The organism is Stutzerimonas stutzeri (assembly GCF_018138085.1).
Classification (GTDB): domain Bacteria; phylum Pseudomonadota; class Gammaproteobacteria; order Pseudomonadales; family Pseudomonadaceae; genus Stutzerimonas; species Stutzerimonas stutzeri_AI.
Genome location: NZ_CP073105.1, coordinates 563091 through 582281 on the forward strand (window position 1 = coordinate 563091; position 19191 = coordinate 582281).

Sequence of the window (19191 nt, forward strand, 5' to 3'; positions counted from 1 at the left end):
CCGGGCTGAGGCTGGAGGCTGAAGGCTGGACGAGCGAGCCGCTTTCCCGTCCAGCCTACGGCCAATAGCCTTGAGCGGCTTTTGGGGTTACTGCGACTTACGTACCCGCAGATACCATTCCGAGAGCAGGCGTACCTGCTTCTCGGTGTAGCCGCGCTCGACCATGCGCACGACGAAATCGTTGTGCTTCTTCTGATCCTCCTTGCTGGCCTTGGCGTTGAAGCTGATGACCGGCAGCAGATCCTCGGTGTTGGAGAACATCTTCTTCTCGATCACCACGCGCAGCTTCTCGTAGCTGAGCCAGGACGGATTCTTGCCATTGTTGTTGGCGCGGGCCCGCAGCACGAAGTTGACGATCTCGTTGCGGAAATCCTTCGGGTTGCTGATGCCGGCCGGCTTCTCGATCTTTTCCAGTTCTTCGTTGAGCGCCGCGCGGTTGAGGATCTCGCCGGTTTCCGGGTCGCGGTACTCCTGATCCTGAATCCAGAAATCCGCATAGAGCACGTAGCGGTCGAAGATGTTCTGGCCGTACTCGCTGTAGGACTCGAGGTAGGCCGTCTGGATTTCCTTGCCGATGAAGTCGACGTAGCGCGGCGCCAGGTATTCCTTGATGAAGCGCAGGTAGCGCTCGCGCACCTCGGCAGGGAATTGCTCCTGCTCGATCTGCTGTTCCAGCACGTAGAGCAGGTGCACCGGGTTGGCGGCGATCTCGTGGGGGTCGAAGTTGAAGACCTTGGACAGGATCTTGAAGGCGAAGCGGGTCGAGAGCCCGTTCATGCCTTCGTCGACGCCGGCGGTGTCACGATATTCCTGGATCGACTTGGCCTTGGGGTCGGTGTCCTTGAGATTCTCGCCGTCGTAGACGCGCATCTTCGAGTAGATGTTGGAGTTCTCCGGCTCTTTCAGCCGGCTCAGCACCGAGAATTGCGCCAGCATCTTCAGCGTGTCGGGCGCGCAGTGCGCTTTGGACAGCGAGCTGTTGAACAGCAGCTTGTCGTAGATCTTGATCTCATCGGTAACGCGCAGGCAGTACGGCACCTTGACGATATAGATGCGGTCGATGAAGGCTTCGTTGTTCTTGTTGTTGCGGAAGGTGTGCCATTCCGATTCGTTGGAGTGAGCCAGCAGGATGCCGTTGTAGGGGATCGCGCCAAGGCCTTCGGTGCTGTTGTAGTTGCCTTCCTGGGTGGCGGTCAGCAGCGGATGCAGCACCTTGATCGGCGCCTTGAACATCTCGACGAATTCCATCATGCCCTGGTTGGCGCGGCACAGCGCACCCGAGTAGCTGTAGGCGTCGGCGTCGTTCTGCGGGAATTCCTCGAGCTTGCGAATATCGACCTTGCCCACCAGCGCCGAGATGTCCTGGTTGTTCTCGTCGCCTGGCTCGGTCTTGGCGATCGCGATCTGGTTGAGGATCGAGGGGTACAGCTTGACCACCCGGAACTGGCTGATATCGCCGCCGAACTCCTGCAGGCGCTTGGTGGCCCAGGGCGACATGATCGAATTCAGGTAGCGGCGCGGAATGCCGTAGTCCTCTTCGAGGATCTGCGCGTCCTCGGCCGGATTGAACAGACCCAGCGGCGACTCGAAAACGGGCGAGCCCTTGATCGCGTAGAAGGGGACTTTTTCCATGAGCTGCTTGAGCTTTTCAGCCAGGGACGACTTACCGCCGCCCACCGGGCCGAGGAGGTAGAGGATCTGCTTCTTCTCTTCCAGGCCCTGCGCTGCATGGCGGAAGTAGGACACGATCTGGTCGATGCAGTCCTCCATGCCGTGGAAGTCTTCGAAGGCGGGATAGCGACGGATCACCTTGTTGGAAAAGATCCGCGACAGCCGTGGATCGGTCGAGGTGTCGATCAGTTCGGGCTCACCGATTGCCATCAACAGGCGCTCGGCGGCAGTGGCGTAGGTGCCCCGGTCTTCCTTGCACAGGTCGAGGTACTCCTGAAGCGAGTACTCCTCCTGACGGGTTGCTTCGAATCGTTGCTGGAAATGGCTGAAAATGCTCATGACTTCACCTCGGACGATGCTCGGAGCCGGTGTTGTCATCAGGCATTCAGGTGCGGCCGACTTGTCGGCCCTGGAGTCCCCCCGAACACCTAATGGTCGAAAACCTGAGGCCCGGTAGCCGCTACACGGCTTTCATTTGTTTGGATGGCCTGAACTGAAGGATAGTTCGGATTCAGCAAATTCAAGGGAGCAGAGCCGCTTTTACCGCTGCGTTTCGTCGGATCGCAGGCGCAAGGCCGCGCCATTCGCGGCCTTCGGGGCTAGATATTTTTTACGCGGGATCGCCTTGCTCGACGTCCTGGGGAAAGGTCTGGCGCCACAGCTCGAAGCCGCCGTCGAGGCTGTAGACGTCGGAGAAGCCCTGGTTGATCAGGTAAGCCGCGGCGCTCTGGCTGGAATGCCCGTGATAGCAGGTGACGACGAGCGGATGATCGAGGTCGGCTGCGGCAATAAAATCCGGCAGCGAGTGATTGTCCAGATGTGTCGAACCCGCGATGTGGCCACTGGCGTAGCTCTGCGCATCGCGGATATCGACGAAGACTCCACCCGAATTGCGCAATGCCTGGGCCTGCTCGGGGGAAATGCGTTTGAAGTCAGTCATGGGGTGCCTCGCAGTCGCAGCGGTGCATCTCTCCGCTGTCGAGATTCATCAGGGTCATGGTGTTACCCCACACGCAACCGGTATCCAGTGCGTACACGTTGGGCTCGTCGCAATGGCCTTCCAGCGCCGCCCAGTGGCCGAAGATGATCTTGCAGCCGCGAGTCTTGCGATTGGGATGGCTGAACCAGGGCGCAAAGCCCGGTGGCGCCGAATCGAGCCCTTCCTTGGCTTGCAGGTCGAGCGTGCCGTCTGCCTTGCAGAAGCGCATGCGGGTGAGATAGTTGGTGATCAGGCGCAGGCGTGGCACGCCGTGCAATTCCTTGTCCCATTTGGCGGGTTGGTTGCCGTACATGCCGTCGAGAAAAGGCGTCAGCATGGCGTCATCGCTCAGCGCCTGCTCGACCTCTGCGGCGCGCCGCAGCGCCTTGGCCACTGTCCACTGCGGCGGGATGCCGGCATGGACCATGGTCGTCTCTCGTTCGCTGTCGTGATGGATCAGCTTCTGCAGACGCAGCCAGTCGATCAGCTCGGCCCGATCGGGCGCATCGAGGATGGGTTGAAGCGTGTCGGATTTCTTCAGACGTTCGATATTGTGCGCAACGGCCAGCAGGTGCAGGTCGTGGTTGCCCAGTACGGTGACCGCCGAGCTGCCCAGGTCACGCACGTAGCGCAGCGCCTCGAGCGATTGTGGGCCGCGGTTGACCAGGTCTCCGGCAAGCCACAGGCAGTCGCGGGAGGGACTGAAGTCGACTTGCTGCAGCAAGCACTGGAGAGGTTCGAGGCAACCTTGCAGGTCGCCGACGGCATAGGTAGTCAATGCAGCGCTCCGGGTACGGCCAGTCGGAAGGGCGCGATGATGGCGTCGAAACGGTGTCCGTCCTCGGCAAGCATCTGGTAGCTGCCCTGCATGGTCCCAACGCGGGAGGCCATCAGCGTGCCGCTGCTATAGACGTGGCGTTGGCCCGGCGCGATCACCGGTTGCTCGCCGACCACGCCGGCACCGCGAACTTCCTGCACCTGGCCGTCACCATCGGTAATGAGCCAGTGGCGGGACAACAGCTGGGCGGTGAGTTGGCCATTGTTTTCAATGGTTACTCTGTAGGCAAAGGCATAACGATTTTGTTCCGGTTGCGACTGGTCGGCCAGGTAGGTCGGGCTGACACTGACGTCGATCCGGTAGCGCAGGTCTTCGGGCATGGGGACTCCTGCTGGTCGCCCGCGCTCAGCCACGGGCGCAGCTGCGGGCGGAAAGTTGGTCTGACAATCTTACGAACGCAGCCAGGTCCAGCTGTTCCGGACGCAGGCTGCCATCGACCTGTGCGGCGGCGATGGCGTCGGCATCGAGCAGGCCCTTGAGCGTGTTGCGCAGCGTCTTGCGGCGCTGGTTGAAGGCCTGACGGACCACGGTCTCCAACTGGCGGTGATCGCGCGCCGGATGCGGCAGCACTTCATGGGGAACCAGGCGCACTATGGCCGACTCGACCTTGGGCGCTGGGTTGAACGCGCCTGGGCCGACGTTGAACAGGTGTTCGACGCGACAGTGGTACTGCACCATGATCGACAACCGGCCCCAGTCGCCGCCGCCAGGCTGTGCGGCGAGCCGCTCTACCACTTCCTTCTGCAGCATGAAATGCATGTCGCGGATCAGGGTGGCGTGCTCGAGCAGATGGAAGATCAGCGGGGTAGAGATGTTGTACGGCAGGTTGCCGACGATGCGCAGGCTGCGGGGCGTCTGACTCAGCTGGGCGAAATCGAACTTCAAGGCGTCGCCCTGGTTGAGCGCGAAGTTGTCCCGCTCGGCGAATTTCTGCTCAAGGATGGGGATGAGGTCCAGGTCGAGCTCGACTACGTCGAGGTGCGCGCCACTGTCGAGCAGCCCTTCGGTGAGCGCACCCTGACCCGGCCCGATCTCCACCATGCGCTCGCCCGGTTTGGCATGGATGGCACGCAGGATGCGATGAATCACGCCGGCATCGTGGAGGAAGTTCTGACCGAAACGCTTGCGCGCCCGGTGTTGGTACTCGGACATGGAGAGCTCCAGGGAGCAGCTTGAAGCCTGAAGCTTGAAGCTGGAAGCGAAAAAGGAGCGCATTTTAACAGGCTGGGCGAGAGGAAATACGACTACGGCGCTGGAGGCGGAAAAGGGCGCGGGGCGACCGTGTCGTTGGCACGAAAGCCAGTCGCCAAACTACTCCGGCTGCTGGCTGCTGGCTGCTGGCTGCTGGCTGCTGGCTTCCGGCTATCTAGCCATCTGGTACGCCGTTTCCAGCGCAACCTGCAGGCTGCCGGTGTCGACTTGGCCGGTGCCGGCGAGATCCAGCGCGGTGCCGTGATCGACGGAGGTGCGCACGATCGGCAAGCCCAGGGTCACGTTGACCGCCGCGCCGAAGCCTTTGTATTTCAGCACGGGGAGCCCCTGGTCGTGATACATCGCCAGCACCGCGTCACAGTTATCCAGGTGCTTGGGGGTGAACAGCGTATCGGCTGGCAACGGGCCGACGAGATCGATCCCTTCGTGCCGAAGCGCCTCGAGTGCCGGCTCGATGACCTCGATTTCCTCGCGGCCCAGGTGCCCGCCCTCGCCGGCATGGGGGTTGAGCCCGCAGACCAGGATGCGCGGTCGGGCAATGCCGAACTTGCTCACCAGATCGGTATGCAATATGCGCGTCACCCGCTGCAGCCGCTCGGCAGTGATGGCCGCGGCCACGTCCTTGAGCGGAAGGTGGGTGGTCACCAGGGCCACTCGCAGACCACGGGTGGCGAGCATCATCACCACCTGCTCGGTGCCGGTCAGCTCGGCAAGGAACTCGGTGTGTCCTGAGAAGGGGATGCCGGCCTCGTTGATCACGCCCTTGTGAACGGGGGCGGTGATCATCCCGGCGAAACTGCCATCCACGCAGCCGTTGCCGGCGCGTTGCAGGGTGGTGAGGACGTAGGGGGCGTTTGCCGCGGTGAGTTGGCCGCTCATGACGGGCGAGGCCAGTGGTGTGTCCCAGACATACAGGCTGCCGGCGGCCGCTGGCTGGTCCGGCCAACGGTCAGGGGTGACCTCGATCAGCGTGATGTCCAGCCCCAACTCGGCTGCGCGGGCGCGCATCAGCTCGATGCTGGCGATGGCGATCAGGGCGTGAGGCTGGCTGTCGCGCGCGAGCAACAGGCAGAGGTCGGGACCGATGCCGGCGGGCTCGCCGGGGGTCAGGGCGAAGCGTTTGGCGGTCATGTCGATCAGCCTTCCGGTCGATAAAAAAACGGGCCGGCCAAACTGGCAGGCCCGCGGGTAGCGTGCGCGATTGCGTCGGAATCAGATCTTGATCTCGACGTAGGCTTCGTCGCGAATCTGGCGCAGCCAGGTTTGCAGTTCTTCATCGTATTTACGGTTGCGTAGCAGCGTTTGCGCCTGCTGCTCACGTACCTCTTCGCTGGCGTCAGTGGCGCGGCGGCCGAGCACCTCGAGAATGTGCCAGCCATACGGAGTCTTGAACACTTCCGACAACTGGCCGTTGGGCGTGTTGGCCATGACCTCGCGGAATTCCGGTACCAGTGAGTTCGGATCGATCCAGTTGAGGTCGCCGCCATTGAGCGCCGAACCCGGGTCTTCGGAGAAGTTCTTCGCCAGCTCGGCGAAGCTTTCACCGGCGAGGATGCGGTCGCGCAGGCGCTGTACCAGGCGACGGCTTTCTTCGTCGCTGCGGATCTGGCTCGGCTTGATCAGGATGTGGCGAACGTGGACTTCTTCGCGTACCTGGTTGTCGCCGCCGCGCTTGTCCAGCACCTTGAGCAGGATGAAGCCTGGCGGCGTACGAACGGGCTGGGTGAAGTCCCCGACGTTCATGGTGCTGACTTCCGTGTCGAACGGTGGGGGCAGTTGCGCGGCCTTGCGCCAGCCCATGTCGCCGCCTTCCAGCGCGTTTTCGCTGGCCGAGCGCGATACCGCCAGCTTGGCGAAGTCCGCACCGTTCTGTAGCTGCTCGTAGGTGTCGCGGGCGATCTTCTCGGCCGCCTGGATGGCCGTCGAGTCGGCCGATTCGGGCACCGGGATCAGGATGTTGGCCAACCGATACTCTTCGGAAAGCTGCATCTTGCCGAGGTCGGAGGCGAGGAAATTCTCGACTTCCTGCTTCGATACCTGAATGCGCTCGCCAATGCGGCGCTGGCGCACGCGGCTGATGACCATCTCCCGGCGGATCTGCTCGCGCGCGGTATCCAGGCTCAGGCCGTCACGCTCGAGGGCGGCGCGGAATTGATCGAGGCTCATGTTGTTGCGCTGGGCAATGGTGGCCATCGCCTGGTTGAGTTCCTCGTCCGAGATGCGGATGCCCGAGCGCTCGCCGATCTGCAGTTGCAGGTTCTCGGTGATCAGGCGCTCCAGAACCTGCTGCTGCATCACGTCCCGTGGCGGCATTTCGGCACCGCGCTTTTCGATGGTCTGTTCGACCTCGCGAAGACGCTGGTCCAGCTGGCTTTGCATGATGACGTCGTTGTCGACGATGGCGACAATGCGATCCAAAGGCCGCACCTCGGCGGAGGCCGAGGCTACCAGGGTGGCGTTGCCTAACAGGAGCGCGCCCACCAGTAGCGGGCGCAGGTAATCAGAAAGCTTGATCTTCACGTTCACGGTAGCCTTGTATGCCTTCGTCGAGGAATGTCTCGGTGGTGCTGCCGAACACGCCGCCGAGTCCCTTGAGGACGATTTGCAGGAAGATGCCGTTGTCCGGCTCGTCATTCTGCGATGGGTTGAGACTGGTTTCGTCGTAGTCGATCCAGTAGCGATTGATCAGGCGCAGCTTCCAGCAGCAGTTGTCGTACTCGAAGCCGCCGAAGGCTTCCAGCGTACGGTTGCGGCTGTAGTCGTGCTGCCAGCGCGCAATCACGCTCCACTGCGGCAGAATCGGCCAGATGGTGGAGATGTCGTGCTGGTTGATCTTGTAGTAGTTCTTGATGTACTCCGGCGTACCTGGTGTGCCGTAGTCCCCGCCGTAGGTCCATAGACCGGTAGCCTGGTCGAATCGAACGGTATCGTTGCGATAGCGATAGCCGACATTGACGATCTTGTTCGGGTTGTCGGCCGGCTGGTAGTGCCACATGGCGCTGCCGGAGCGGGTGCTGTGGCTGTCCGGGTCCCAGTTGAAGGTGGAGGTAAAGCGCCAGTCCCGGTTGTAGCGGTACATGTACTCCAGCGCGTAGGGCGATACCGAAGAGGTCGCGTTGGCGCGCGTCCGGTAGTCGATGCCCCGAAGCTGGACCTTGCGGTCCTCGAAGTAGAATGCCTGGCCGATGCTCAGACGCTGGCGCTCGAACCCGTTCGGCTCGATCCAGCGATTGGTCACGCCGAGCGATATCTGATTGGCGTCACCAATGCGGTCCTTGCCGGAGAAGCGGTTTTCGCGCCACAGCGAGGAATAGCCGAACGAGCTTTCGCCAGTATCGAAGATTGGAATATCGTCCTGATCCTCTTCTGGCACGTAGAGATAGAACAGCCGTGGTTCGAGAGTCTGGCGATAATCCTTGCCGAACCACTGGGTGTCACGATCGAAATACAGGCCACTGTCGACGCTGAAGATCGGCACGCTGCGGTTTTGCGATTGGTCGAACGACTCATAGGCGGCCAGCGTCTGTCGGCCCCGGGCATCGAGGTCCAGATCGTACTGGGTGTAGGCGTACTTGAGCGACGGCTTGACGAAGCCCCAGGTCCAGTCGAGCGGCAGGCTGACGCCCGGCTCCAGATGCAGGCGCTCGCCTTCGGCACGGGCCAGGCCTCTCAGGCGGTCGTCGTACCAGCGATGCTCGGGCAGGCCGGTGTTGCCATCTTCATCCGTGAAGAATCCGTCACGCAGGCTGCGCTGGAAGTTGACGAACTCGGTGTTATAAGCAAAACGCAAGCCGCCCGGCTGGAAAGGCAACGCCCCGTTTAGGGTCAACTGCGGCAAGCGCTCGTAGGGCGTCACGTCAGTGACGGTTGCGCGCTCGTAGGCTTGCACGTTCAACCGGGCGGTGTAGCTGTCGCCGCGATAGGTCAGTGTGCCGCGCTGGTCGAGGTGATCCGGCTGGTCGATGCCCAGTTGGGTATCCAGATCCTGGAAGTAATAGGGGTCGCTGATGTCGGTGTAGTCGACTTCAGCCAGCCAGCGGCTGTCGAGGCCGGTACGGTGCTGCCAGCTGTACATCCAGCGCTGGTCTTCGTACTCGGATTGCAGCTTGCGATCGTCGTTGCTGTCGTCGAGGTAGGCGGCGCCGAACTGACCCTCGCTGCTACGCGTCAGGTAGCGGAACTCGCCTTCCATCAGCAGGCCGCGGTCGCTCATGTAGTTCGGGTACAGCGTGGCGTCGAAATTCGGCGCCAGGTTGAAATAGTAGGGTGTGACCAGCGATAGCCCGGTATCGCTCGACGAGCTGATGCTGGGGGCGAGGAAGCCTGACTGGCGACGGTCGTCGATCGGGAAGTGGATGTAGGGGGTGTAGAACACCGGCACACCCTTGACCCGCAGCGTCACGTTGGTCGCCGAGCCGAAGCCGGTCGCTGGGTTCAGGGTGACGTTGTTCCCCTGCAGGTACCAGTCGTTGTCGCCTGGCTCGCAGCGGGTGTAGGTCCCGTCCTTCAAGCGAATGATGGCGTCGTCGGTGCGCTTGGCATAGAGCGCACTGCCACGAACTTTGCCTTCGTGGACCACGTACTCGGCGTTCTCGACCTGGGCTTCACCGGTATCGAGGAAGAGCTCGGCGCGATCGCCGACCATCAGCGCGCCGCGGTCCCGCAGGCGCACATTGCCCTTCAGTTCGCCACGGTTCTCCAGCTGGTGCAGGCTGGCCTCGTCGGCCTCGGCCTGGATACTGCCCTGGCGCAGCACCACGTCACCGGCCAGCGTCGCGACTTCCTGCTGCTGTTCATAGCGTGTGGCTTTCGCCGACACATAGGTCGGCGCTTCGCTCATTGGCGTATTGTCGAACTGACCCGGGCGGCTCGGCTCGACATAGGTGCCGGCGCAGTACGGGCCGGTCTCGGCCAGCTGAGCATTGGTCAGCTGATCGCGCGGCACCCAGTCCAGATGGCTATAGTCGGCGCTACGCGATGCCAGCGCGCGACCCCTGCTTTCGTTAACCAGCTTGGTGGTGGCGGTTGGCGCCGCCTTGGCCTTGCTGGTGCGTGGCTGGGCAGCGCTGTCACTGGCAGCGCTACCGCGGTGCACGGGCCGGGGCGGCAGCTCGGGGCTGGCGGCGTCGGAGGCACAGCTCCAACCGCCGCCGGCACCGGGTTGGCAGGCGAATTGTTCGGCTGCGATCGCAACGGGCATCGCGACGGGCTGCAGTGCGAGCAGACCGCCGGTTACCAGTAGAGGGAATTTTTTACGAAAAGCGGGATGTTTGACTGCCATCTTGTTTTTTAGGTCCGTGCTTGCGGCGAGCCATCGGCCGGGCTGGGCCGCACGCCTCTCGATGGGCTGAAAAAGATGCTGGATAATAAAGCATGACCCGTCTATCGGCTAGCGCCGCGGAGAGCACTGATATGCCGCAACACGATCAACGCCTGCAGGACCTGAGTGCCTGGTTGGCGCCTCAATTGAGCGAGCTTTTTGCACGCCGTGGTTGGGGCAGCGTACCTGATGCACCACTGGTTCCGGCCAGCAGCGACGCCAGTTTCCGCCGCTACTTTCGCTGGGAAGCGCAGGGGCACAGCTTCATTCTGATGGACGCGCCACCGCCGCAGGAGAACTGCCGGCCGTTCGTCGCGGTGGCGTCGCTGCTGGCGAGCGCCGGCGTCAATGTGCCCGAGATCCTCGCTGAGGACCTGGACCGCGGCTTTTTGCTGCTGAACGATCTTGGGCGTCAGACCTACCTGGATGTGATCGACGAAACCAACGCCGATCGACTATTCGCCGATGCCATCCAGGCGCTACTGGCCTTTCAGAGGCGGCCTCTGCCGGCATCGCTGCCGAGCTATGACGAGGCATTGTTGCGTCGTGAGCTGCAATTGTTCCCCGAGTGGTATGTGCAGCGGCATCTGGGCCATCAGTTCAGCGCGGCCGAACTTCAGGTTTGGGAACGCACCTGCCGGCTGTTGATCGATTCGGCTCTGGAGCAACCGCGCGTGCTGGTGCATCGCGACTACATGCCGCGCAACCTGATGGTCAGCGAACCCAACCCGGGCGTACTGGACTTCCAGGATGCCGTCGTCGGCCCGGTGACCTACGACATTACCTCGCTGTTCAAGGACGCCTTTCTCAGTTGGCCCGAGGCACGGGTGCAAGGTTGGCTGCGTGGCTATTGGGACGCCGCGCACGCGGCGGCTATCCCTGTCCACGAAAGCTTTGACGAGTTCCAGCGCGCCAGCGACCTGATGGGCCTTCAGCGGCACCTGAAAGTCATCGGCATCTTCGCGCGTATCTGCCATCGTGACGGCAAACCCCGCTATCTGGCCGACGTGCCGCGGTTCTTCACCTACATCGAAACGGTGACGGCGCGCCGGCCCGAGCTGGCCGAGCTGAGTGCTCTGTTGCAAAGCCTTCCGCGCGAGCAGGTGCAGCCATGAAAGCGATGATTCTCGCTGCCGGTAAGGGCGAGCGCCTGCGCCCGCTGACCCTGCACACGCCCAAACCGCTGGTGCAGGTGGGTGGCGTGCCATTGATCGAATATCACGTGCGCGCATTGGCGCGTGCGGGCATCACTGAGCTGGTGGTCAATCATGCCTGGCTCGGTGAGCAGATCGAGGCGTACCTGGGGGCGGGCGATCGTTTCGGCGTCCATATCGACTACTCGGCCGAGGGCGAGCCGCTCGAGACGGGGGGCGGGATCTTCCGCGCGCTGCCACTGTTGGGCGATCAGCCTTTCATCGTGGTCAACGGCGATATCTGGACCGACTACGACTTCGCTTCGCTGACCCTGCCGCCAGCGTCGCTGGCGCACCTGGTCCTGGTGAACAATCCGCCCCATCACCCTGCGGGCGACTTCGTGCTGGCTGACGGCAAGGTCGTGGAAGGCAGCGCAGCGGCGACCTTTACCTACAGCGGCATCGCCGTGCTGCACCCGCGGCTGTTCCAGGGTTGCCCTGCCGGCGCCTTCAAGCTGGCACCGCTGTTACGCCAGGCCATGGCAGAAGGGGCGGTGAGCGGCGAGCACTACCGCGGGAACTGGGTCGATGTCGGCACCCACGAGCGGCTGGCCGAGGTCGAGGGCATCCTGGAGGCGCGTCGCTGAATGTTCTGGCCCATAACGCTATTGGGAGCGCTGATCGGCTGGTTGATCGCGAGCATCCCCGGGGCGCTGCTCGGCGCGCTGCTTGGTCAGGGCCTCGATCGGCGGCTCGGGCTGACGTTCTGGACCAGGCTGCGCGAGCGCATGAGCGGCGTAAAACCATCGCTACAAGGCGATGAGCTGTTGTTCTTCCTTCTTGGACGCCTGGCCAAGAGCAGCGGTCGTATCAGCGAAGCGCACATCCAGGCCGCACGCAGCGAGATGCAGCGCCGCCAACTCGCTCCAGATGCCCAGCGAGCGGCCATCGATGCCTTCTACCGCGGCAAGTCCAGTGGCGACGGCCTGCGTGATCCTCTCCAGCGCCTGCGTGGGCACCGTGAAGAAGCCAAGGCAGTGCTTCAGGCCTGCTGGCGGATGGCGCGCGCGCAGGGGCAGATCGATGCGCGCGAGCATGAATTGGTGATGCTCTGGGGTAAGTGGATGGGCTGGGATGCGGCTGCCATCGCTGCGCTGGATCCGCGCGGCGGACGCCGGCAGGGCGCGCCGAGCAACCTGGGTGGGGCTTACGAGCAGGCGTTGCGCTTGCTCGGGGTGCGTGCCGACAGCGATCCACAGGCGATCAAACGGGCCTACCGGCGGCTACTCAGCAAGCATCATCCAGACAAACAGGCCGGGGCGGGTGCGAACGCCGCTCAGGTGCGCGAGGCCACAGAGCGGACGCGCGAACTGCACAGCGCCTATAACCTGGTGCGCGAACGTCGAGGGTTTCGCTAGCACCGCTCGTTATGGCTTTTTCGCCAGCCAGCCACGAACGCGCCGCAGCAGCTGTTCTTCGTCGACCTGGCGATCTCCGGTCTGCGGTGGCAGTGCTACCTGGCCGTAGCTGGGGTGCCGGTTGCGTCGGCTGGCATTCAAACGATCCCGGGCAGCCGACAGGTTGCCAGGGCCTTCCTTGTAGTAGAAATCGCCGGTCGGCAGTTTGAGCGGCGCCACCAGCTGTGCGAGCGGCTCGTCCTGTCCGTCGGGTTGGCGCGGCTGGACCATGACCAGGCGCGTGACGCCCGGCGGCCCCTGTTGTTGCAGGAACTGCGCGCCCCAGTAGGCGCCGCTGCCGTGGCCGAGCAGCACGATGGCAGCCGGCTGCTTGCTGCGGGCGAAGGCCAGTGCCGCCTCGATGCGTTTGGCGACTCGCTCGGCCTGGGGGATCGGTGGGACGGGCGCTGTGGATGCGTCGGTGGCGTCGGGCTCGTCAGCCGGGTCGCCTGTCGTTTCAGGGGCTGCCGCGGTTGTTTCCGGTAGATAGCCAGCCTCGTTGGGGGTCGGCGCGTGCTCGGGTTGTGGGGTTTTGCTGTCGTCCTGCTCGGGCGCTGCAGGATCAGCGGCGGGTTCGGCGGGTTCGGCGGGTTCGGCCGTGACGGGCGCGGCGGGTACTCTGGCGTCCGGCAGGCTCAGGCTCAATGTGTGCCAGCCGTGATCGGGCAATCCACGCCGTAGCGGGCCGATGCCGCGCGGCCAATCCGCGCTTTCGCCCTCGCCGGGCAGCAGGATGACGACGCCTTTCGGATTTCCGTCATTGGCTGGCTGCCATAGCGCGACGAAGTCCTCGTCCGCGGCGTTCAGGTTCACGAATTCGCTGGCTGGCAACTGGCGTTTCAGTTCGGCGGCGATGGTGTCGCTGCGTGTGGCCGGCACCGGGTGTTCGGTTTGGACCGGTTCCGGCGCGGGCTCCGGCGTTGCGGGCTCGTCCGCCGCCAGGGCAGCATGCGTGGGCACTACCACGCAGAGCATGGCGAGATAGCTGAACAGTGGGCGATTACACAACATGGTCTTCCTCTCGGGCACCGACCTGGCCGTGACAACGCTGGCGCCGGCGGTGCAGATGCACTACAAAAGCGTTTCGGCCTGTCTGCCGATCTCGTGAGGCCTATGGTGTCATCTCTGCTGCGTGGCTGCCTGCTGCTGCTCCTGTTGGTTCATCTACCCGCGCATGCCTGGAACGTTCCGCTGAGCGATGCGCAACTGGCATGGCTGGGCGAGCACCGGCAATGGCGCGTCGGTGTGGTGATGACCTCGCCCTATGCCGAATATGACCAGCGCCAGCGACGGCTGTCCGGTTTCAACGTGCAGTTCATGGAGCGGCTCGCGGCCGGGCTCGGCGTCGAGCTGCAGTGGCATCGTTTCACCGATGACGCCGCGCTGGAAGAAGCCATGCGCGCCGATGAGATCGACCTCGCCCCGGGACTGCGCCAGACCCGCGAAGGGCTGCGCACCTGGCGATACAGCGATCCCTTTCTGCGCGTGCCGAGGCTGATCATCGGCGACGTCAACGGCCCGCGCGCGATCGATCTCGAACGCCTGGACAGCGACGACGTGATCGCCCTCGAAGGCCCCGGCCCGGTGGCCGACTACATGCACAGCAACTATCCGAGCCAGCCGGTGGTGGAGGTGCCCAGCCAATTCGAGGCACTGCGTCAGCTGGTCGAGGCACGGGTGCGCTTTGCCGTGGTCGACGAGCCGCTCTACGCTCGGCTGTCACAGCGCGCCGAATACGCCTCGCTGGATGTGGTCGGCGACCTTGGCAATCCGCAACTGCTGCGGATCGGCTCACGCCGCGACAGCCCGGTAATGAGTGCGGTGATTGACCAGGCTCTGCGCAGCTTCCCCGCGCAGCAGCTCGGCCAGCTCCAGGAACAGTGGTTGAAGTCGCGCAGCATCGATCAATCCCGACGCATCAGCCACTGGCGCAGCCTCAGCCTGTTGCTGGGCCTGTTGCTGCTGGCGACGATCACCGGGCTGGTCTGGCAGCGACGCCAGCAGGGGCTGCTCGAGGCGCGCCTGAAATCGGCACGACGGGACATCGAGCTGCGCGAGGCCGCCGAAGAGGCGCAGCGCCTCACCCAGTTCTGCCTCGACCACAGCACCGTCGGCATCCTCTGGCTGAATTGGGACAGCCACGTCCGCTACGCCAACCAGGCCGCCGAGGATCTGCTGGGGTATGCCTCGGACCAGCTGATCGATCAACCGTTGCAGGCACTGGACCCGGCCCTGGGCATGGATGACTGGCTGCAGCTCTGGCGAGATGCGCGCAGCGGTATCGACGATCACCAGGTACATGAACGCGACTGGCAGCGAGTCGATGGCAGCCGTTTTCCGGCGGCGATCACCCTGAGTTTCCTGCGCTTCGGCAGCAAGGAATACCTGGTGGTGTTCCTCGCCGATATCACCGAGCGGCGCCGTGCCAGCGCGGCGTTGCAGGAAAGCGAGGTACGGCTGAAGGCCATGGCCGGCAACGTGCCGGGGCTGGTGTTTCGCCTCGAGCGGCAGGCGCCTGGCGCGCCGGTGAGCATCGGCTACATCAGCGAAGCCAGCCAGAGGCTGGTCGGTTATTCGGCGGAGTTGCTGCTGCAACCGGGCCGCGGTATTCGCAGCCTGGTCCATCCCGATGATGAGCCGGGTTACTGGAGCAGCCAGCAGCAGGCGCTCGACAGCATGAGTGACTGGCACTGGCAGGGCCGCATCCTGACCCGTTCCGGCGAAATTCGCTGGGCCGATATCCGCGCCTCGGTCCGCGGGCAGTTGGCCGGGCGGCAGGTCTGGGACGGCATCGTCTGGGACATCACCGACAACAAGCGGATCGAGTTGGAGCTGGACGCCTCGCGTGCTCAACTGCGCAAGCTGGCGGCGCACGTCGAGACCGTGCGCGAGCAAGAAAAGGCGCACATCGCCCGCGAAGTGCACGATGAACTGGGCCAGATGTTGACGGTGCTGAAGCTGGAAATTTCCATGTGCGAGATCAGCTTCGCCGAGCTGGACCCGGGCCTGGCTGCGCGCCTGCAGAGCATGAAGCGGCTGATCGCTCAGCTGTTCCAGCAGGTCCGCGACGTGGCGACCGCCTTGCGTCCGCCGATCCTGGATGCCGGTATCGCGTCTGCCATCGACTGGCAGGCGCGGCGGTTCGAGGAGCGCACTGGCATCGCCTGCCTGGTCGAGGTACCCGAATGCCCACCGCAGCTGAGCAATGCCAAGGCCGTCGGCCTGTTTCGCATCCTCCAGGAAGCCTTGACCAACGTCATGCGCCACGCCAACGCCCAGACCGTGAGCCTGCGTCTGGAGCAGCGGGGGGGTGTGCTCAGCCTGAGCATCAGCGATGATGGCCAGGGCTTCGTCGTGCAGTCGGGGCGGCAGGGCTTGTCGTTTGGCCTGGTCGGCATGCAGGAGCGAGCGCAGATGCTCGGCGGTACGCTGGTGCTGGAGAGCCAGCCGGGTGAGGGCACCTTGATCCAGGTCTCCGTGCCGCTGGACGCACCGGCCCAGCAGACGCCACTGATCAGTACATTGGAGAGCTAGGCCATGATTCGGGTAATCGTCGCTGAAGACCACACCATCGTTCGTGAAGGCATCAAGCAACTGATCGGGCTGGCCAAGGACATGCAGGTGATCGGTGAGGCAGGCAACGGTCAGCAATTGCTCGACCAGTTGCGCCAGACCTCGTGCGATGTCGTCCTGCTGGACATCTCCATGCCCGGGGTCAGTGGCCTGGAAGCCATTCCACGGATCCGCGCGCTGAGCGATCCTCCGGCGATCCTGGTGTTGTCGATGCATGACGAGGCGCAGATGGCGGCGCGTGCGCTGAAGGTCGGTGCGGCTGGCTACGCCACCAAGGACAGCGATCCGGCGCTGTTGCTCACCGCGGTGCGCAAGGTGGCCGGGGGCGGGCGCTACATCGATCCCGAGCTGGCCGACCGGATGGTCTTCGAGGTTGGCCTGACCGACTCCCGCCCGCCCCATGCGCTATTGTCCGAACGCGAGTACTCGGTGTTCGAGCGGCTGGTTCATGGCGATTCGGTCAATGACATCGCCGCCAAGCTGGCGCTGAGCAGCAAGACCATCAGCACCCACAAGGCGCGCCTGATGCAGAAGCTGGTCGCCCATTCCGTCGCCGACCTGGTGCGCTACGCCATGGAGCACAAGCTCGTCTAAACCGGCTGGAACCACCGCCGCCGCGGCCCTCTGCCGTGCCATCTCGCACGCTGGCTGGCGGTCGCGTGCGGCGCTTGCGTATGCGTCAGTTGTAGGGCATTCCCTACAGACGCCTCTCCGTTTCGCTGAGTCCAATCACTCCGCTGCACCGATGTTCGCGGTCTCGCGGGGCTCCTAACCTGTGGTCACGGAACAACGGAACACAGGTGCGGCATGCTCGACTCTCAAGCGAACGATGTACTGGTCAGCTTTCGTGGCATTCAGAAGAGTTACGACGGCGAAGCGCTGATCGTCAAAGACCTCAATCTGGATATCCGCAAGGGCGAATTCCTCACCCTGCTCGGCCCGTCGGGCTCCGGAAAAACCACCAGTCTGATGATGCTCGCCGGCTTCGAGACGCCCACTGCCGGGGAGATCCTCCTGGCTGGTCGGTCGATCAACAAGTTGCCGCCACACAAGCGCGACATGGGCATGGTGTTCCAGAACTACGCCCTGTTTCCGCACATGACGGTGTCGGAAAACCTCGCCTTTCCGCTCAGCGTGCGCGGCATGCCCAAGGTCGATGTGAAGGAGCGGGTCAAGCGCGCGCTGTCGATGGTCCAGCTCGAAGGCTTCCGCAACCGCTACCCGGCGCAGCTCTCAGGTGGCCAGCAGCAGCGTGTCGCGCTGGCCCGCGCACTGGTGTTCGAGCCGCAACTGGTGCTGATGGACGAACCGCTGGGCGCGCTGGACAAGCAACTGCGCGAGCAGATGCAGATGGAGATCAAGCATCTGCACCAGAGCCTCGGCGTGACCGTGGTGTACGTCACCCACGACCAGGGCGAGGCGCTGACCATGTCCGATCGCGTCGCGGTGTTCCATCTGGGCGAGATCCAGCAGATCGACGAGCCGCGCGCGTTGTATGAGAAGCCCGCCAATACCTTCGTCGCCAATTTCCTCGGCGAAAACAATCGCCTGCCGGCGCGGCTGATCAGTCGCAACGGCGACAACTGCACCGTCGAACTCGGCCGTGGTGAACGGGTCGAGGCGCTGGCGGTCAAGGTCGGCGACCCCGGCGCACCGGTCAATCTGTCCATTCGCCCCGAGCGGGTTCGCTTGAATGGCGCCAGTGCCAGCTGCCCGAACCGTTTCACGGGGCGCGTCGCCGAGTTCGTCTATCTCGGCGATCACATCCGTATCCGCCTTGAGGTGTGCGGCATCAGTGACTTCTTCGTCAAGCAGCCGATCGCCGAATTCGATCCCGCTCTGGCGGTTGGCGATGTCGTGCCGATCGGCTGGCAGGTGGAGCACGTCCGTGCGCTGGATCCGCTGCAAGCGGCATAAGCAGGGACTACAACAAGAAGCTGTTTTCAACCGCATCATGGAGCGAACAACAATGCTGAACACTCTGAAACTGACCGCCCTGAGCATCGGCCTGATCTGCGCAGCCCAGGCCTCGGCGGAAAACCTCACGGCCGTGACCTTCGGCGGGGCGAACAAGCAGGCGCAGATCAAGGCTTTCAACGAGCCCTTCGAGGCGAAGACCGGCAACAAGATCATCGCCGGCGAATACAACGGCGAGATGGCCAAGGTGAAGGCCATGGTCGACACCAACAGCGTGTCCTGGCATCTGGTGGAGGTGGAGTCGCCGGAGCTGTCGCGTGGCTGTGACGAAGGGCTGTTCGAGGAGATCGACCCCTCGGTGGTGGGCAACCCGGACGACTTCGTCGAGGGCGCGGTACAACCCTGCGGCGTCGGCTTCTTCGTCTGGTCGACGGTGCTCGCCTACAACGCCGACAAGCTCGCCAGTGCTCCGAGCGGCTGGGCGGATTTCTGGGATACCGAGAAATTCCCCGGCAAGCGGGGCCTGCGCAAGGGTGCCAAGTACACCCTGGAATTCGCCCTGATGGCTGATGGCGTGGCGCCGAAGGACGTCTACAAGGTGCTGGCCACCAAGGAAGGCCAGGACCGCGCGTTCAAGAAACTCGACCAGATCAAGCCCAGCATCCAGTGGTGGGAAGCCGGGGCTCAGCCGCCGCAGTTCCTCGCCTCCGGTGACGTGGTCATGAGCAGCGCCTACAACGGCCGCATCGCCGCGGTGCAGGACGAAAGCAATCTGCAGATCGTCTGGGATGGCGGCATCTATGACTTCGACTCCTGGGCCATTCCGAAGGGCGCGAAGAACCAGAAGGAAGCGCTGGAGTTCGTCGGTTTCACCGTCCAGCCGCAGCAGCAGAAAACCTATTCGGAAAACATCGCCTACGGTCCGGCGAACAAGAAGGCGATCGATCTGCTGGACAAGAAAGTGCTGAAGAACATGCCCACCACGCCGGATAACATCGCCAACCAGGTGGCCATGAACGTGACCTTCTGGGCCGACTACGGCGAGCAACTGGAGCAGCGCTTCAACGCCTGGGCCGCGCGCTGAGCGAGCC

General features: G+C 63.6%; 16 protein-coding genes. 7 read left to right on the plus strand and 9 right to left on the minus strand.

The genetic code is table 11. The features are described 5' to 3' along the window. Nucleotides 1–87: 87 nt before the first annotated feature. The 8 genes from KCX70_RS02720 to KCX70_RS02755 all read right to left on the minus strand — a co-directional run bounded on the left by KCX70_RS02720 (nt 88) and on the right by KCX70_RS02755 (nt 9981). The gene (locus KCX70_RS02720; RefSeq protein WP_021207056.1) at nt 88–2010 is read right to left on the minus strand and encodes a PrkA family serine protein kinase; all 1923 of its coding nucleotides are present in this window, start codon (nt 2008–2010) and stop codon (nt 88–90) included. Nucleotides 2011–2281: 271 nt separating this feature from the next. Beyond that, nucleotides 2282–2611, minus strand: coding sequence for a thiosulfate sulfurtransferase GlpE (gene glpE, locus KCX70_RS02725; protein ID WP_021207055.1), 330 nt, complete (start codon nt 2609–2611; stop codon nt 2282–2284). After that, on the minus strand, nt 2604–3428 hold the full coding sequence (locus tag KCX70_RS02730) for a symmetrical bis(5'-nucleosyl)-tetraphosphatase (RefSeq protein ID WP_212619218.1): 825 nt from the start codon (nt 3426–3428) through the stop codon (nt 2604–2606). The genes glpE and KCX70_RS02730 overlap by 8 nt, the downstream gene beginning before the upstream one ends. Further along, nucleotides 3425–3808, minus strand: a complete 384-nt coding sequence (gene apaG, locus KCX70_RS02735) for a Co2+/Mg2+ efflux protein ApaG (protein WP_212619219.1) — start codon at nt 3806–3808, stop codon at nt 3425–3427. Before apaG ends, KCX70_RS02730 begins: the two co-directional genes overlap by 4 nt. A gap of 25 nt (nt 3809–3833) precedes the next feature. Beyond that, the gene (rsmA, locus tag KCX70_RS02740; RefSeq protein ID WP_102846468.1) at nt 3834–4640 is read right to left on the minus strand and encodes a 16S rRNA (adenine(1518)-N(6)/adenine(1519)-N(6))-dimethyltransferase RsmA; all 807 of its coding nucleotides are present in this window, start codon (nt 4638–4640) and stop codon (nt 3834–3836) included. A 210-nt stretch (nt 4641–4850) separates the two neighbouring features. Further along, nucleotides 4851–5831 carry a 4-hydroxythreonine-4-phosphate dehydrogenase PdxA gene (gene pdxA / locus KCX70_RS02745; protein ID WP_212619220.1) on the minus strand — a complete coding sequence of 327 codons (981 nt, stop codon included), beginning with the start codon at nt 5829–5831 and terminating at the stop codon, nt 4851–4853. Nucleotides 5832–5912: 81 nt separating this feature from the next. Further along, on the minus strand, nt 5913–7220 hold the full coding sequence (locus KCX70_RS02750; protein ID WP_031310803.1) for a peptidylprolyl isomerase: 1308 nt from the start codon (nt 7218–7220) through the stop codon (nt 5913–5915). Next, the gene (locus tag KCX70_RS02755) at nt 7201–9981 is read right to left on the minus strand and encodes an LPS-assembly protein LptD (RefSeq protein WP_102846470.1); all 2781 of its coding nucleotides are present in this window, start codon (nt 9979–9981) and stop codon (nt 7201–7203) included. Before KCX70_RS02755 ends, KCX70_RS02750 begins: the two co-directional genes overlap by 20 nt. A 131-nt stretch (nt 9982–10112) precedes the next feature. Here KCX70_RS02755 and KCX70_RS02760 point away from each other — a divergent pair, with 131 nt between their 5' ends. The 3 genes from KCX70_RS02760 to KCX70_RS02770 are packed head-to-tail and all read left to right on the plus strand — an operon-like array spanning nt 10113 to nt 12571. After that, complete coding sequence (locus KCX70_RS02760) at nt 10113–11135, plus strand: aminoglycoside phosphotransferase family protein (RefSeq protein WP_212619221.1); 1023 nt, start codon at nt 10113–10115, stop codon at nt 11133–11135. Continuing rightward, the gene (gene murU / locus KCX70_RS02765) at nt 11132–11800 is read left to right on the plus strand and encodes an N-acetylmuramate alpha-1-phosphate uridylyltransferase MurU (protein ID WP_212619222.1); all 669 of its coding nucleotides are present in this window, start codon (nt 11132–11134) and stop codon (nt 11798–11800) included. The genes KCX70_RS02760 and murU overlap by 4 nt, the downstream gene beginning before the upstream one ends. Beyond that, a complete protein-coding gene (locus tag KCX70_RS02770) occupies nt 11801–12571 on the plus strand; it encodes a DnaJ domain-containing protein (RefSeq protein ID WP_212619223.1) in 771 nt (256 codons plus the stop codon). Between the two features lie 9 nt (nt 12572–12580). Here KCX70_RS02770 and KCX70_RS02775 read toward each other — a convergent pair whose 3' ends face one another. Continuing rightward, the gene (locus KCX70_RS02775; RefSeq protein WP_249121693.1) at nt 12581–13621 is read right to left on the minus strand and encodes an alpha/beta hydrolase family protein; all 1041 of its coding nucleotides are present in this window, start codon (nt 13619–13621) and stop codon (nt 12581–12583) included. Nucleotides 13622–13723: 102 nt separating this feature from the next. Here KCX70_RS02775 and KCX70_RS02780 point away from each other — a divergent pair, with 102 nt between their 5' ends. The 4 genes from KCX70_RS02780 (at nt 13724) to KCX70_RS02795 (ending at nt 19184) form a co-directional block, all read left to right on the plus strand. Further along, nucleotides 13724–16144: a PAS domain-containing sensor histidine kinase gene (locus tag KCX70_RS02780; RefSeq protein ID WP_212619224.1), complete on the plus strand. Its 2421-nt coding sequence runs from the start codon at nt 13724–13726 to the stop codon at nt 16142–16144. 3 nt (nt 16145–16147) lie between these two features. After that, nucleotides 16148–16777 carry a response regulator gene (locus KCX70_RS02785; RefSeq protein WP_021207042.1) on the plus strand — a complete coding sequence of 210 codons (630 nt, stop codon included), beginning with the start codon at nt 16148–16150 and terminating at the stop codon, nt 16775–16777. 213 nt (nt 16778–16990) lie between these two features. Further along, nucleotides 16991–18100 (plus strand): ABC transporter ATP-binding protein, encoded by a 1110-nt coding sequence (locus tag KCX70_RS02790; RefSeq protein ID WP_212619225.1) that lies wholly within the window; start codon nt 16991–16993, stop codon nt 18098–18100. Nucleotides 18101–18152: 52 nt separating this feature from the next. Continuing rightward, nucleotides 18153–19184: an ABC transporter substrate-binding protein gene (locus KCX70_RS02795; protein WP_392603317.1), complete on the plus strand. Its 1032-nt coding sequence runs from the start codon at nt 18153–18155 to the stop codon at nt 19182–19184. Nucleotides 19185–19191: the final 7 nt, after the last annotated feature.